Below are 15,069 nucleotides of genomic sequence, written 5' to 3'. Positions count from 1 at the left end.
CTTTCTCTATAGAACGGGAGGTTGTCGGGGTCATGAAACGATGCTAGAACAGCTACGAAAATTTACCTAGCCTATTCTCGGCGTGTATTAACATTCATCACCGATATATGATCGGCCTATGAAAACCTAACAATAAGAGCGCAGCGAAATGAATCTGAGCAAGGTCGACCTCAACCTTTTCATCGTCTTTGACGCGATCTATACCGAAGCCAACCTGACCCGCGCCGGGCAGATCGTCGGCATTACCCAACCGGCGGTCTCGAACGCTCTGGCGCGCCTGCGGGAAACCTTCAACGATCCGCTGTTCGTGCGCACAGCCCAAGGCATGGTGCCCACGCCCATGGCGCAAAACATCATCGGCCCGGTGCGTAACGCGCTGTCGTTGCTGCGGGTGTCGGTGCAGGAAAGCCGGATCTTCAACCCGTTGCAGGCGGCCAAGACTTACCGCATCAGCATGACTGACCTTACCGAAGCCGTGATCCTGCCACCGCTGTTCCAACGCCTGCGCCGCCTGGCACCGACGGTAATCATCGAGAGCTTCCTGTCCAAGCGTCGGGAAACCACCAAGGAACTGGCGGCCGGTCGTCTGGACTTCGCCGTGGATGCGCCGCTTAACACCGACCCGCAAGTGCGCCACGTCAAGCTGATGGAAGACCGCTACGTGTGTGCCATGCGCAAGGGCCATCCCATGGCGGGCAAGGAAAAATTCAGCCTGGATGATTACCTCTCGCTGACCCACATCCATATCTCCAGCCGCCGCAATGGCCTGGGCCATGTCGACCTGGCCCTGGGCAAGATGGGTATTCAGCGCAAGGTCGCCTTGCGCTCCCAGCATTACTTGATGGCGTCGCAAGTGCTGCAGCAGACCGACATGGTCATGACCGTGCCGGAGCGCTTTGCCCGGCGCAACGACCTGCATTCGTTCAACCTGCCGGTCAATGATGTGCCATCGGTGGAAACCCACCTGTACTGGCATGAAAGCACCGACCAGGACCCAGCCAACCGCTGGATGCGCGAGCAGATGATCGAGTTGTGCCAGCAGGTGACGGCCCATGAGAAGAAGCTGGACAAGCAGCAAGCTTGATCTGTTGTGAGGAGGCTTGTTGTGGCGAGCGGGCTTGTCGGATCGCCGCACCGCCGCGTTGGGCTGCGTAGCAGCCCCAGCAACCTCATTGCGACTTGACGCTTACGTCAACCAGCCATTAGCTTAGCGCCCAAGACATCTTCTGGGCATCTGCATGAGCACGACCTACAGCATCTCCGACCTCGCCCGCGAGCTCGACATCACCACCCGCGCCATTCGCTTCTATGAAGAACAAGGCCTGCTGTCCCCGGAACGCCGGGGGCAGGAACGCATTTATACGCCTCGGGACAAAGTCAGTCTCAAGCTGATCCTGCGAGGCAAGCGCATCGGTTTTTCCCTGGCCGAATGCCGCGAGTTGATCCAACTCTACGACCCCTCCAGCGGCAATCAGAAACAACTGCACAGCATGCTGGCGAAAATCACCGAGCGCCGCCAGCAGTTGGAGCAGCAGATGCTGGATATCGAGCAGATGAAGCTGGAACTCGATACCGCCGAAGAGCGCTGCACCCAGGCGCTGGAACAGACCATTCAGAGCCAGGTTGGCCAACTCTAAAAGGTAATCCCCATGTCTCTTCCTTCTCATGTACGCCTGGTAGAAGTCGGCCCACGCGACGGTCTGCAAAACGAAGCGCAGCCCATCAGTGTCGACGACAAGGTCCGGCTGGTAGACGCCCTAAGCGCTGCCGGCCTGGGCTATATCGAAGTGGGCAGTTTCGTCTCACCCAAATGGGTGCCGCAGATGGCAGGCTCCTCCGAGGTATTTGCCCGAATACAGCGCAAACCTGGCGTGACCTATGGCGCGCTGGCGCCGAACCTGCGGGGATTCGAGGACGCGATGGCGGCCGGGGTCAAGGAGGTCGCGGTGTTCGCGGCGGCGTCCGAGGCGTTTTCCCAGCGCAATATCAACTGCTCCATCAGCGAAAGCCTGGAGCGGTTCGCACCGATCATGGCGTCGGCAAAACAACATGGAATCACTGTGCGCGGTTACGTGTCTTGTGTGCTGGGCTGCCCGTACGAAGGCCAGATCGCGCCGGAACAGGTGGCAGCCGTCGCCCGTGAGCTGTATGCCATGGGCTGTTATGAAGTGTCCCTGGGAGACACCATCGGCACCGGCACTGCGGGCGCTACGCGACGAATGTTTGAGGTGGTGGGCGCTCAAGTGCCGAGGGACAAGCTCGCTGGGCACTTCCACGATACCTATGGCCAAGCCATCGCCAATGTCTACGCCAGCTTGCAGGAAGGCATCCAGGTGTTCGACAGCTCTATCGCCGGCCTCGGCGGCTGCCCCTATGCCAAGGGCGCCAGCGGTAACGTCGCCACTGAGGACGTGCTGTACCTGCTCAATGGCCTGGGTATCGAGACCGGAATCGATTTGGATCAACTGCTGCTGGCCGGCCAGCAGATTTGTACGGTATTGGGCCGCCCGACCGGATCGCGGGTAGCCAAGGCGCGCAGTGGAGGTTGAGTACCGCATCTGTGCAGATGTGTTACCGCACGGATACACATCGAGTAACAAGGGAACATATTCTGTCGCATTTACTGAAAGATATTTTCTTAAAAAAACCAACCTATTGATTTTAAAGGAATTTAAAAAGTTGGCACGGCTTCTGCTATCTCTATGGCATAACAAGAATAAAACGTAGCAAACCCAATAAAAATAAGACGTAACGACTCTGACATAACAAAAACAACACGGCAGAGACGCAGCTAACAGATTTTTTTGGAGAAGATGTGCTTCGCAGGGTACGGCACATGCCGCCACTCGCAACCGGGCAGAGAACAATAAAACTACCTCAAGGTAGCTACCCACTGGTTGGATCGCGTGCGAAGAAGCAGATCAGCGCTCAAAAAAATACGTTTGCTCTTGACCCCGGATGGGGGTCGCCAAAAACAGCAGTAAAGGGCCACGGTTGCTAAAAACAACAATAGACCGCCCCTCAATAATAAAAAAAGAGCACGTAACAACAAATTAAAGGGGAGCCTCGGCTCCCCTTTGTGCTGTCTGGGCTTCAGGAAACAGCCCACCCCTGCATCAATCCCTTCCCAGCAGCTCCTCAATCGTGATCTCACGCATGCGAAACTTCTGGATCTTGCCGGTTACCGTCATCGGAAATTCATCGACAAACTTGAAATGTTTGGGCGTCTTGAAGTGGGCAATCCGCCCCTTGCACCAGGTCTGCAGTTCCAGTTCATTGGCCACATGGCCAGGATGGAATTTGACCCAGGCGACGATCTCCTCGCCATAGCGTGCGTCGGGGATGCCGATGATCTGCACGTCAGCCACTGCCGGGTGGGTGAAGAAGAATTCCTCCAACTCCCTCGGGTACACGTTTTCGCCGCCGCGAATGATCATGTCCTTGTTGCGCCCGGCAATACACACGTAGCCCTGCTCGTCCATGGTCGCCAGGTCGCCGGTGTGCATCCAGCCGGCGTCGTCGATGGCTTCTCGGCTCCCTTGGGGGTTGTTCCAATAACCGAGCATGACGCTGTAGCCTCGGGTACACAGCTCGCCTATCTGCCCGCGCGCCACTGTGTTACCGGCCTCGTCGATAATCTTGCTTTCCAGTTGCGGCTGGGTGCGACCGACGGTAGTGACCCGCAATTCCAGGCCATCATCCGGCCCGGTCTGCAATGACACTGGGCTGGTTTCAGTCATGCCGTAGGCAATCTGCACCTCACTCATGTGCATCTCGCTGATGACCCGGCGCATCACCTCGATTGGGCAGGTGGCGCCGGCCATGATCCCGGTGCGCAGGCTCGACAGGTCGAACTCGGCGCGGCGCGGGTGATCGAGCATGGCGATAAACATGGTGGGCACGCCGTACAGGCCAGTGGCTTGCTCTTGGGCGACGGCGGTCAGGGTCAGCAACGGGTCGAAGCCGTCATTGGGGTAAATCATGGTAGTGCCGTGGGTGATGCAGCCCAGGTTGCCCATAACCATACCGAAGCAGTGGTAGAGCGGCACTGGAATCACCAGGCGATCTTGCGCCGTGAGCCCCAGGCTTTCGCCGACCATATAGCCGTTGTTGAGAATATTGTGGTGACTGAGGGTGGCGCCCTTGGGGAAGCCGGTGGTGCCGGAGGTGTACTGGATGTTGACGGCTTGATCGAAGTGCAGGCTGGCCTGGCGGGCATGCAGTTGCTGCGGGGGGATGCCCGCCCCCATCGTCGACAACTGCGACCAGGGCAGGAATCCCGAGGGCGGCCGCGGGGCGAGGCTGATAACGCCACGCAGCCCAGGCAACTTCTCGCAGTGCAACTGGCCGATGGACTGCTCCGCCAGTTCCGGCACCAGTTCTTGCAGCATGGCGTGGTAATCGGACGATTTGAACGCCCCCGCGCAGATCAACCATTGGCAACCGGATTGCTTGAGCACGTATTCCAGTTCGCTGCTGCGGTAAGCCGGATTGATATTGACCAGGATCACACCCAGCTTAGCACTGGCCACCTGGCTGATAACCCACTCGGCACAGTTGGGCGCCCAGACACCCAGGCGATCTCCAGCCTGCAAGCCCAACGCCAGCAGGGCCCGGGCGTGCAGGTCAACGGCATCGGCCAGTTGCTGCCAGGTGTAGCGCAGGTTCTGGTGGCGCACTATCAATGCATCGCCATCAGAGTGCTGCGCGACCGTACGGTCAAACGCCTGACCAATGGTCATGGCCAGCAAGGCCTTGTCTTGGGAGCCACGGCTGTAGCTCTGATTCGGTTGATCCATAACGACCCCTATTGTCTTTTTTGTAGGTGGACGGTGCGCCAGGCAGGCGCGAGCTTGACGTTAACGTAAGCTACGATTGACAGTCGCGCAAGGCAAGCTTACGTTAACGTAAAGGTGAGTGCCCGGCCGGGCAATCAACTCCCACAAAAATAAAGCGTAAAGGTGCCCCGTCATGAGTTACCCCTCCCTGAACTTCGCCCTTGGTGAAACCATCGACATGCTGCGTGACCAGGTGCAGTCCTTTGTGGCCAAGGAACTGGCACCAAGGGCAGCGCAGATCGACATCGATAACCTGTTCCCCGTAGACATGTGGCGCAAGTTTGGTGACATGGGCCTCTTGGGCATTACCGTGCCAGAAGAATACGGCGGCGCCGGCCTGGGTTACCTCGCCCACGTGGTGGCCATGGAAGAAATCAGCCGGGGCTCGGCGTCGGTGGCGCTGTCCTATGGCGCCCACTCCAACCTCTGTGTCAACCAGATCAACCGCAACGGCAGCCACGAACAGAAAACCAAATACCTGCCCAAGCTGATCAGCGGCGAGCACGTCGGCGCCCTTGCCATGAGCGAGCCGAATGCCGGTTCTGACGTGGTGTCGATGAAGCTGCGTGCCGATAAACGCGGCGATCACTACGTGCTCAATGGCAGCAAGACCTGGATCACCAACGGCCCCGACGCCAACACCTACGTGATCTACGCCAAGACCGACCTGGCAAAAGGTGCCCACGGCATCAGCGCATTTATCGTCGAACGCGACTGGAAAGGCTTCAGCCGCAGTAACAAGTTCGACAAGCTGGGTATGCGCGGCTCCAACACCTGCGAGCTGTTTTTCGATGACGTCGAAGTGCCGGAAGAAAACCTGTTGGGCAAGCTCGACGGCGGCGTGCGGGTGTTGATGAGCGGCCTGGACTACGAGCGTGTGGTGCTGTCTGGCGGCCCCACCGGGATCATGCAGGCGTGCATGGACGTAGTCGTCCCTTACATCCACGACCGTAAGCAATTTGGCCAGAGCATCGGCGAATTCCAGCTGATCCAGGGCAAAGTCGCTGACATGTACACCCAGCTCAACGCCAGCCGTGCCTACCTGTACGCCGTGGCTCAGGCCTGCGAGCGCGGCGAAACCACCCGCAAGGACGCCGCTGGGGTAATCCTCTACAGCGCCGAACGCGCCACGCAAATGGCCCTCGATGCGATCCAGATTCTGGGCGGTAACGGCTACATTAACGAGTTCCCGGCTGGCCGCCTGTTGCGCGACGCCAAGCTGTATGAAATCGGTGCGGGCACCAGTGAGATTCGTCGCATGTTGATTGGTCGCGAACTGTTTAACGAAACCCGCTAACGGAGCGCGCGCCATGGCAACCCTGCACACCCAACTCAACCCGCGCTCGGCGGAATTTGCCGCTAACAGCGCGGCGATGCTCAAACAGGTCGACGCCCTGCACACCCTGCTCGCCCAGGTACAGCAAGGCGGCGGCGCCAAGGCCCAGGAGCGCCATACCTCCCGTGGCAAACTGCTGCCTCGCGAGCGTATCAATCGTTTACTCGACCCCGGTTCAGCGTTTCTTGAACTCAGCCAACTGGCCGCCTACCAGGTATATGGCGAAGACGTGCCAGCCGCTGGCGTGATTGCCGGGATTGGCCGCGTCGAAGGCGTCGAGTGCATGATCGTCGCCAACGACGCCACGGTGAAAGGCGGCTCCTACTACCCGCTGACGGTCAAAAAACACCTGCGCGCCCAGACCATCGCAGAGCAGAACCGCCTGCCTTGCATCTATCTGGTGGATTCGGGCGGCGCCAACCTGCCGCGCCAGGATGAGGTGTTTCCCGATCGCGAGCACTTCGGGCGGATCTTCTTCAACCAGGCCAACATGAGTGCCCAGGGCATCCCGCAAATCGCGGTGGTCATGGGTTCCTGTACCGCTGGCGGTGCTTATGTGCCGGCCATGGCGGACGAAGCGATCATGGTCCGCCAGCAAGCCACCATTTTCCTGGCCGGCCCGCCGCTGGTGAAGGCCGCCACTGGTGAAGTAGTCAGCGCCGAAGACCTGGGCGGCGCCGATGTGCATTGCAAGATTTCCGGTGTGGCCGACCACTATGCCGACAGCGACGAACATGCGCTGGCCTTGGCCCGCCGTAGCGTGGCCAACCTCAACTGGCATAAACAGGGTCAGTTGCAGCAGCGCACACCTGTGCCGCCGCTCTATGGCAGCGATGAGTTGTATGGGGTAATTCCGGCCGACGCCAAGCAGCCATTCGATGTGCGCGAAGTCATCGCCCGGCTGGTGGACGGTTCGGTGTTCGATGAATTCAAAGCACTGTTCGGCACCACCCTAGTGTGTGGTTTCGCCCACTTGCACGGCTACCCGATTGCGATCCTGGCCAACAACGGCATCCTCTTCGCCGAGGCTGCACAAAAAGGCGCGCACTTTATCGAGCTGGCCTGCCAGCGTGGAATTCCCCTGCTGTTTTTGCAAAACATCACCGGGTTTATGGTCGGCCAGAAGTACGAGGCCGGCGGCATCGCCAAGCACGGCGCCAAACTGGTGACGGCCGTGGCGTGTGCCAAGGTGCCGAAATTCACAGTAATCATCGGTGGCAGCTTTGGCGCCGGGAACTATGGGATGTGCGGTCGCGCCTATGACCCGCGCTTCTTGTGGATGTGGCCCAACGCGCGGATTGGCGTGATGGGTGCCGAACAGGCGGCCGGCGTGCTGGTGCAGGTCAAGCGAGAGCAGGCAGAGCGCAGTGGCCAGCCGTTCAGTGCCCAGGAAGAGACCAACATCAAGCAACCGATCCTCGACCAATATGAGACCCAGGGCCATCCCTATTACTCCAGCGCTCGCCTGTGGGACGACGGCGTCATCGACCCGTTGCAGACCCGCGACGTGCTGGCCCTGGCCCTGTCTGCCTCGCTGAATGCCCCCATCGAGCCGAGCCGCTTCGGCGTGTTCCGCATGTGAAATGGAGCTGCACCCCATGAGCGATTTCAACACTCTCGAACTGGTTACCGACGCCCGTGGCTTCGCCACCCTGTGGCTGAGTCGAGAACACAAAAACAATGCCTTCAACGCCGAAATGATCCGCGAACTGATCATTGCCCTGGACCACGTCCAGGGTGATCCCACCCTGCGCTTTCTGGTACTGCGCGGCCGTGGCAAGCACTTCAGCGCCGGCGCCGACCTGGCCTGGATGCAACAGTCGGCCGAGCTGGATTACCACACCAACCTGGATGACGCCCGGGAACTGGCAGAGCTGATGTACAACCTGGCCAAGCTGAAGATCCCGACGCTGGCAGTGGTTCAAGGCGCAGCCTACGGTGGCGCCCTCGGTTTGATCAGTTGCTGTGACATGGCCATTGGCACCAATGACGCGCAGTTCTGTCTGTCGGAAGTGCGCATTGGCCTGGCGCCAGCGGTCATCAGCCCGTTTGTGGTTCAGGCCATCGGTGAGCGTGCAGCCCGCCGTTATGCCCTGACTGCCGAGCGGTTCAGTGGTGAGCGCGCGCGGGAAATCGGCCTGTTGGCGGAAAGTTATCCGCCAGCCGAACTGGATCATCAGGTTGAACAGTGGATCGCCAACCTGCTGCTCAACAGCCCGGCGGCGATGCGTGCCAGCAAAGACTTGCTGCGCGAAGTCGCTCACGGCGCACTTACCCCAGCGCTACGGCGCTATTGCGAAAACTCCATCTCGCGCATCCGCGTCAGCGCCGAAGGCCAGGAAGGCTTGCGAGCCTTTCTGCAAAAACGTCCGCCCAGCTGGCAATCCCAGGAGCCGCGTTCATGAGTTCACCTGTTCTCACTACCGTGCTGGTGGCCAATCGCGGCGAAATTGCTTGCCGGGTCATGCGCACGGCCAAATCGTTGGGACTGACCACGGTCGCCGTCCACAGCGCTACCGACCGCGACGCCCGCCACAGCCGCGAGGCCGATATCCGCGTCGACCTGGGCGGCAGCAAGGCTGCTGACAGCTACCTGCAAATCGACAAACTGATCGCTGCGGCCAAGGCCAGTGGTGCCCAGGCGATTCATCCCGGTTATGGCTTTCTGTCGGAAAATGCCGGATTTGCTCGCGCGATTGAAGCGGCCGGTTTGATCTTCCTCGGCCCGCCCGCCTCGGCCATCGATGCCATGGGCAGCAAATCCGCTGCCAAGGCCTTGATGGAAACCGCCGGGGTGCCGTTGGTGCCCGGCTACCATGGCGAAGCACAGGACCTGGCAACCTTTCGCGAAGCGGCCGAACGCATTGGTTACCCGGTGCTGCTCAAGGCCACCGCCGGTGGTGGTGGCAAGGGCATGAAGGTGGTCGAAGACGTCAGCCAACTGGCCGAAGCCCTGGCCTCGGCACAGCGTGAAGCCCTGTCGTCCTTTGGCAACGCGCAGATGCTGGTGGAGAAGTACCTGATCAAGCCGCGCCATGTGGAGATCCAGGTGTTCGCCGATCAACAGGGGCATTGCCTGTACCTCAATGAGCGGGACTGCTCGATCCAGCGCCGTCATCAAAAGGTCGTCGAAGAAGCGCCAGCACCTGGTCTCAGCTCTTTGCTGCGCAAGGCCATGGGCGAATCTGCAGTACGTGCGGCCCAGGCCATCGGCTACATCGGTGCTGGCACCGTGGAGTTTTTGCTGGATGCACGGGGCGAATTTTTCTTCATGGAAATGAACACACGGCTGCAGGTGGAGCACCCGGTGACCGAGGCCATCACCGGCCTTGACCTGGTGGCCTGGCAAATTCGTGTGGCTCAGGGCGAACCGTTGCCGATGACCCAGGAGCAGGTGCCGCTGCTCGGCCATGCCATTGAAGTACGCTTGTACGCCGAAGACCCTGCCAATGATTTTCTGCCGGCCACCGGGCACCTGGCGCTGTACCGTGAATCAGCGCCTGGGCCGGGCCGCAGGGTTGACAGTGGTGTCGAGCAAGGCGATAGCGTCTCGCCGTTTTACGACCCTATGCTCGGCAAGCTGATTGCCTGGGGCGAGGACCGCGAACAGGCGCGCCTGCGACTGTTGAGCATGCTGGATGAGTTCGCCATCGGTGGGCTGAAGACTAACCTGGGGTTTGTGCGACGTATCATCGGCCATCCGGCGTTTGCGGCGGCGCAACTGGATACCGGGTTTATTCCTCGCTATCAGGATGACCTGCTGCCCGCCGTCGGCGAATTGAGCGATGAGTTCTGGCAAGCCGCCGGCCATGGTTTTATGCAGAGTCAGCCTGCCAAGGTACGCGATGATGATTCTTGCTCGCCTTGGGCTCGCAGCAATGGCTTTCGTGCAGGCTTACCCGCCGAGACCTCGCTGCACTTGAGCTGCAACGGCCAGGATCGCCTCGTGACGCTGCGAGAAAGTGTTCACGCACCGCAACTGCGGGGCGAACAGTTGCTGATCGACCAGCAAGGCGTGCGGCGCTCGCACCTCGCCGTACGTGGCGAAGGGGGTTTCTTTCTGCGCTGGGACGGCGAGATGCACAGCGTGAGGCTGTTTGATCCGATCGCCGCGGTTGAGGCCAGCCAGTCTCATCAAGGCGGCCTGACCGCACCGATGAATGGCAGCATCGTGCGCGTGCTGGTGGAACTCGGGCAGGCCGTTGAGGCCGGCACACAGTTGGTGGTGCTGGAGGCCATGAAAATGGAACACAGCATCCGGGCGCCCCACGCCGGCATCGTCAAGGCGCTGTATTGCCAGGAAGGCGAAATGGTCGGCGAAGGCAGCGCGCTGGTAGAACTGGAGGCGCAGGCTTAGAACTTCACCGTCGCCTGTACCACTACGCCGATGATCCGGCATTCATCGGTGAACAGGGATTTCGGATAGGTCGGGTTAAGCGGCACCAGGTAAAGCTGGCCGCTCTCCTCCATCAGTTTGCGGAAGGTCGCCTGGATGGCATCCGGCCATTGGGCGACCACCAGCTTGCCGGGCTCGGCTTCAATCGCCGGGTCGACCAGGATCATCATCCCTTCACCGATGCTCAAACCGCTGGGCGCGGTCATCGCGTCACCTGTCACCTGCAGCCAGAACGCAGCGCCGCGGGCGCGGTAGTCCGTCAGCTCGAAGCGCGCAGCGCCATAGGCAGGGCGCTCTTCGCGAACCTCGCCCACGCCCTTCCAGTCGCTCACCGGATAACGAAAATACGGGTTGTATTTCTCGGCCGGCAACTGCTCGTCTTCAACCGGCTCGGTGGCCTTTTCGCGGATCACCAAGGCGACTTCGAGAACCCCCAGGCCGAGCTCCTCGATCACCCGATTCATGTCGGCGAGGCTCGGTATACGGCGTTTGTTCAGCCAATGGCCGACGCCGCCCTGGGACATGCCCAAGCGCTCTGCAAGCTGATCCTGTGTGACCTTGCGGTCTTTCATGCTGGTTTTGACCAACGCTATCCATTTATCCATGGGGCCGACAATACGTTGTGTACTCAGGCCCACAATAAACACTTTGTAGTAATCAATCAAATGACATAAATACAATACGTACTACTATTGGGTCCAGGCATTCCACTCCCTACCCAGAGCACCCCCATCATGACCCTGTCCCCGGACCACCAGCCCTCTACACCCGACGAAGATGAACTGCTTTTCCTGCACAGCAGCGGTGCAGCCCAGCGTGCGCTGGATTATTACTTGAAAACGGATGTAACCGAATCGGTAACCGATGGCACCTTGTTCGAAGTCAAGGCCGAGGTCAGTGATGAAGAAGCCCTTCTCCACGCCTCTGACCTGCTGCGCAGCGCGGCCGCCACGGCTTATGAATCGGCGAATGGCACCCTCGGCAATAGCCGCGACCTGGTATTTTCGGTGGTTTATTTGATTGATATGGCCAGGGCCATGCTGGAACGGACACTGCAAGTCTCGGCTCGGAAAACCGACCACCAGACAAGCGCGTAGAAGCCATCAACGACAAATATTTCTATCAGGTTGATAAAAACATTTGACTTGCAAATGATAATGATTATTATTGCATGCAGCTGGTCGCGAGATCAGTCGATAAACCAAGGGACCTTAGGTCGGACTCTTGGAATATCTCCTCATCAGGCTAATCACGGTTTTTGACCCGGCTCTTTGGCCGGGTCTTTTTTTTGCCAGTTTTTCCTGGCGTGGCTTCAGGCTAATGAAGACTGTGTGTTGCTTGATGGCTCGCATGGTAGCAAAAGACCATCGCCGAAAGAAAGCCGATCAAGCGCTCTGGCATCGATCTTTCCAAAATAGCACTTGAGAATCAATCTCATAGATTCTAAGCTACTGCGGCGTCATGGATGACGCCCCCCTCTCCCCACGCAAAAATTTGCGTCCGAGCTTTACCTCGCTCCTGTGTAAAATGCCAGCCACAACAATCATATTCAGGCAACCAGACTATGACCGTGGCCTTGACCTCCATCAAAATCAGCACCAACTTTGACAGTGGCAATATCCAGGTGCTCGACGCCAGCGATGCCCATCAGTTGCTGCTGGCGATCAAACCAGATACTCGCAGCCAGCACTTCCAGTGGTTCCACTTCAAGGCCGAAGGCATGCATGTGGGCCACACCCACACCTTCCGCCTGAGCAACGCCGGCCAGTCCTCCTACAAACATGCCTGGACTGGCTACCGCGCCGTGGCATCCTACGACCACATCAATTGGTTCCGGGTGCCTACCCGCTTTGATGGCGAGACCCTGCACATCAGCCTTGAAACCCAGGAAAAACAAGCCTGGTTCGCCTATTTCGAACCCTACAGCCGCGAGCGTCATGACGGGTTGATCGACCAGGCACTGAATCGCGCCGGCACTCAATTGCTGGCCACCGGCAAAAGTGTTGAAGGCCGCGACATTCCATTACTGCGTCGGGGCAAAGGCGGCAAAGGCAAGCGCAAGGTCTGGATCATTGCCCAGCAGCATCCGGGCGAGCACATGGCCGAATGGTTTATGGAAGGCATCATCGAACGCCTGCAACAGGACGGCGACGATGAACTGAAAAAGCTCCTGGCCGCCGCCGATCTGTACCTGGTACCCAACATGAACCCGGACGGAGCCTTCCACGGTCACCTGCGCACCAACGCCATGGGCCAGGACCTCAACCGCGCCTGGCAAAGTGCCAGCCAGGAAATCAGTCCGGAAGTGCTGTTCGTCCAGCAGCAGATGGAAAAATATGGCGTCGACCTGTTCCTGGACATCCACGGTGACGAAGAAATCCCCTACGTCTTCACCGCTGGTTGTGAAGGCAACCCTGGTTACACCCCGCGTATCGAACAGCTGGAAAAACACTTTCGCAGCCACCTGAGCGCGCTGACCCGCGACTTCCAGACCGTCCACGGCTACACCCGTGACTTGCCGGGCGAAGCCAACATGACCCTGGCCTGCAACAGCGTTGGCGAGAAGTTCGATTGCCTGTCACTGACCCTGGAAATGCCCTTCAAGGACAACGATGACTCACCTGATCCGCACACCGGCTGGTCGGGCAAACGCTCGATGCAGTTGGGCAAGGATGTGTTGAGTACGGTGGCGGATATCGTTGCAGTGTTGCGCTAACCCCGTGCTGAAGGGCCCTCTGGATTTGGGCCCTTTACTCGACGGCCACGCGTCGACAATCCTCTGGCCCCACCAGGCGGCCATCTGCCGAGCGCAACTCCAGCGCCCGTAACGCAAGCCCCTGCGCGCAGTCCACCATCACAGAATGGTGTTCACCCTCAGCGTAGAAAAACCCCTCGCCCCATTGCCGTAATCCAATGATCACGGTGAACAACCCCCTGCCCTTTTCCGTCAACTGGTATTCCTGATACGCGCTGCCATCCGACGCCGGAACGATCTCGAAAATCCCATGGGCCACCAGGCTACGCAAACGCGTCGAAAGAATGTTCTTGGCCACCCCCAAGCTGCGCTGGAACTCGCCAAAGCGCCGGATGCCGTCGAAGGCATCACGAATGATCAACAGCGCCCAACCATCGCCAATGGCATCGAGGGAACGAGCCACCGGGCATTCGGCGCTTTCAAAGCGGGTGAGCTTGACCACGGGAAGATACCTGCCTTCGGAAAAATGTAGTTGCAATATAAAACCAGAATACCTACCGTACAACTGGTTTTAATTCGAAACCAGAGTAGGGAAGTCACAATGTCTCAATCCCCCTTGAGCGGCGCCGTAGTCTTGCTGTTCGCCATCGCCTGCGGCCTGTCGGTGGCGAACGTCTATTACGCCCAACCCTTGCTGGATGCCATGGCCGACACCTTCGCCATGGACCACGCCACGGTCGGTATCGTCATCACCCTGACACAGATCGGTTATGGCGTCGGCCTGTTGCTGCTGGTACCTCTAGGCGACTTGTTGAACCGGCGGCGCTTGATCGTCGGCCAGTTGCTGTTGTCGACTTTCGCGGTCCTGCTGGTCGCACTGTCCTCCAACCGCTTTTGGCTGCTGGCCGGCATGGTCCTCACCGGATTGCTGGCGGTAGTGACCCAGGTGCTGGTGGCCTATGCCGCAAACCTGGCACGGCCCGAGCAACGCGGGCATGTAGTGGGGCTGGTCACCAGTGGCATCGTGGTCGGCCTGCTGCTGGCGCGCACGGTGTCGGGAACCATGGCTGACCTCGCCGGTTGGCGCTCGGTGTACGTGTTGTCGGCGGGGTTGACCTTGCTGATGGCGCTGTTGCTTTGGCGGATCTTGCCCACAACCGAACAGCCAAGGGCTAGCGAATCCTATGATCAGTTGATCCGCTCGATCTTCACCCTATTCCGGGAAGAAAAGGTACTGCGCGATCGGGCGGTGCTGGCACTGCTGATTTTCGCCGCTGGCACCGTACTGTGGACGACACTGGTGTTGCCCTTGAGCGCCCCGCCGCTGTCGTTGTCCCACACGCAAATCGGCCTGTTCGGACTGGCCGGTGCAGCTGGTGCCCTTGGTGCAGCCCGCGCCGGGCATCTGGCCGACCGGGGCCTGGCCCAATGGACCAGCGGCGTTGCCCTGGTGTTGATGCTGGTGTCCTGGCTGGCGATTGCCTTTACCCAATCCTCCCTGTGGGCGCTGTTGCTCGGCGTGATTACCTTCGACCTGGGCCTGCAAGCAGTGCACGTCACCAGCCAAAGCCTGATCTACAGCGTGCGCCCCGAAGCCCAGAGCCGGTTGGCGGCCGGCTACATGCTGTTCTATTCGGTGGGCAGCGCGCTGGGATCAGTGGGTGCAACCATGGTGTATGCCTGGGCGGGATGGATTGGAGTCTGCGCCCTCGGCGCCGGCATCAACCTGCTGGCGCTGATCTACTGGCGGGTTACGCTGAGCCCTGCAACGGCTGCACAAGCACAACCGTCACAGGGTTAACCA

Annotated in this window: 13 protein-coding genes; 10 read left to right on the top strand and 3 right to left on the bottom strand. The window is 59.6% G+C overall.

The window, feature by feature from the left end; all coding sequences use genetic code 11:
* Positions 1-148 precede the first annotated feature (148 nt).
* The 3 genes from FQ182_RS23370 to FQ182_RS23360 all read left to right on the top strand — a co-directional run bounded on the left by FQ182_RS23370 (position 149) and on the right by FQ182_RS23360 (position 2,549).
* Positions 149-1,084: a LysR family transcriptional regulator gene (locus tag FQ182_RS23370; protein WP_133100278.1), complete on the top strand. Its 936-nt coding sequence runs from the start codon at positions 149-151 to the stop codon at positions 1,082-1,084.
* 154 nt (positions 1,085-1,238) lie between these two features.
* Complete coding sequence (locus tag FQ182_RS23365; RefSeq protein ID WP_149413987.1) at positions 1,239-1,637, top strand: MerR family DNA-binding transcriptional regulator; 399 nt, start codon at positions 1,239-1,241, stop codon at positions 1,635-1,637.
* Positions 1,638-1,649: 12 nt separating this feature from the next.
* On the top strand, positions 1,650-2,549 hold the full coding sequence (locus tag FQ182_RS23360; RefSeq protein WP_149413988.1) for a hydroxymethylglutaryl-CoA lyase: 900 nt from the start codon (positions 1,650-1,652) through the stop codon (positions 2,547-2,549).
* A 567-nt stretch (positions 2,550-3,116) separates the two neighbouring features.
* On the opposite strand, the gene FQ182_RS23355 is transcribed toward FQ182_RS23360, so the two are convergent.
* A complete protein-coding gene (locus tag FQ182_RS23355; protein WP_149413989.1) occupies positions 3,117-4,799 on the bottom strand; it encodes an AMP-binding protein in 1,683 nt (560 codons plus the stop codon).
* Positions 4,800-4,971: 172 nt separating this feature from the next.
* On the opposite strand from FQ182_RS23355, the gene FQ182_RS23350 reads away from it, so the two are divergent.
* From FQ182_RS23350 to FQ182_RS23335, 4 genes are read left to right on the top strand one after another with little or no spacing between them, the layout of a single operon-like run.
* Positions 4,972-6,135 (top strand): isovaleryl-CoA dehydrogenase, encoded by a 1,164-nt coding sequence (locus FQ182_RS23350; RefSeq protein WP_149413990.1) that lies wholly within the window; start codon positions 4,972-4,974, stop codon positions 6,133-6,135.
* A 13-nt stretch (positions 6,136-6,148) separates the two neighbouring features.
* Entirely contained in the window at positions 6,149-7,756 is a 1,608-nt protein-coding gene (locus tag FQ182_RS23345) for a carboxyl transferase domain-containing protein (protein ID WP_149413991.1), read from the top strand.
* Between the two features lie 16 nt (positions 7,757-7,772).
* Entirely contained in the window at positions 7,773-8,579 is an 807-nt protein-coding gene (locus FQ182_RS23340) for a gamma-carboxygeranoyl-CoA hydratase (RefSeq protein ID WP_149413992.1), read from the top strand.
* Positions 8,576-10,531, top strand: coding sequence for an acetyl/propionyl/methylcrotonyl-CoA carboxylase subunit alpha (locus tag FQ182_RS23335; protein WP_149413993.1), 1,956 nt, complete (start codon positions 8,576-8,578; stop codon positions 10,529-10,531). The genes FQ182_RS23340 and FQ182_RS23335 overlap by 4 nt, the downstream gene beginning before the upstream one ends.
* On the opposite strand, the gene FQ182_RS23330 is transcribed toward FQ182_RS23335, so the two are convergent.
* Positions 10,528-11,175, bottom strand: coding sequence for a LexA family transcriptional regulator (locus FQ182_RS23330; protein ID WP_149413994.1), 648 nt, complete (start codon positions 11,173-11,175; stop codon positions 10,528-10,530). The two genes, FQ182_RS23335 and FQ182_RS23330, sit on opposite strands and share 4 nt — an antisense overlap.
* 129 nt (positions 11,176-11,304) lie before the next feature.
* Here FQ182_RS23330 and FQ182_RS23325 point away from each other — a divergent pair, with 129 nt between their 5' ends.
* On the top strand, positions 11,305-11,667 hold the full coding sequence (locus tag FQ182_RS23325) for a DUF6124 family protein (RefSeq protein ID WP_149413995.1): 363 nt from the start codon (positions 11,305-11,307) through the stop codon (positions 11,665-11,667).
* Positions 11,668-12,134: 467 nt separating this feature from the next.
* A complete protein-coding gene (locus tag FQ182_RS23320) occupies positions 12,135-13,286 on the top strand; it encodes a carboxypeptidase family protein (protein WP_149413996.1) in 1,152 nt (383 codons plus the stop codon).
* Between the two features lie 34 nt (positions 13,287-13,320).
* On the opposite strand, the gene FQ182_RS23315 is transcribed toward FQ182_RS23320, so the two are convergent.
* Positions 13,321-13,767 carry a helix-turn-helix domain-containing protein gene (locus FQ182_RS23315; RefSeq protein ID WP_149413997.1) on the bottom strand — a complete coding sequence of 149 codons (447 nt, stop codon included), beginning with the start codon at positions 13,765-13,767 and terminating at the stop codon, positions 13,321-13,323.
* A gap of 99 nt (positions 13,768-13,866) precedes the next feature.
* Here FQ182_RS23315 and FQ182_RS23310 point away from each other — a divergent pair, with 99 nt between their 5' ends.
* Positions 13,867-15,066 carry an MFS transporter gene (locus FQ182_RS23310; protein WP_149413998.1) on the top strand — a complete coding sequence of 400 codons (1,200 nt, stop codon included), beginning with the start codon at positions 13,867-13,869 and terminating at the stop codon, positions 15,064-15,066.
* Positions 15,067-15,069: the final 3 nt, after the last annotated feature.

The sequence above is a fragment of the Pseudomonas sp. ANT_H4 genome (assembly GCF_008369295.1).
Classification (GTDB): domain Bacteria; phylum Pseudomonadota; class Gammaproteobacteria; order Pseudomonadales; family Pseudomonadaceae; genus Aquipseudomonas.
This window is presented reverse-complemented; position numbering and strand designations above follow the sequence as displayed.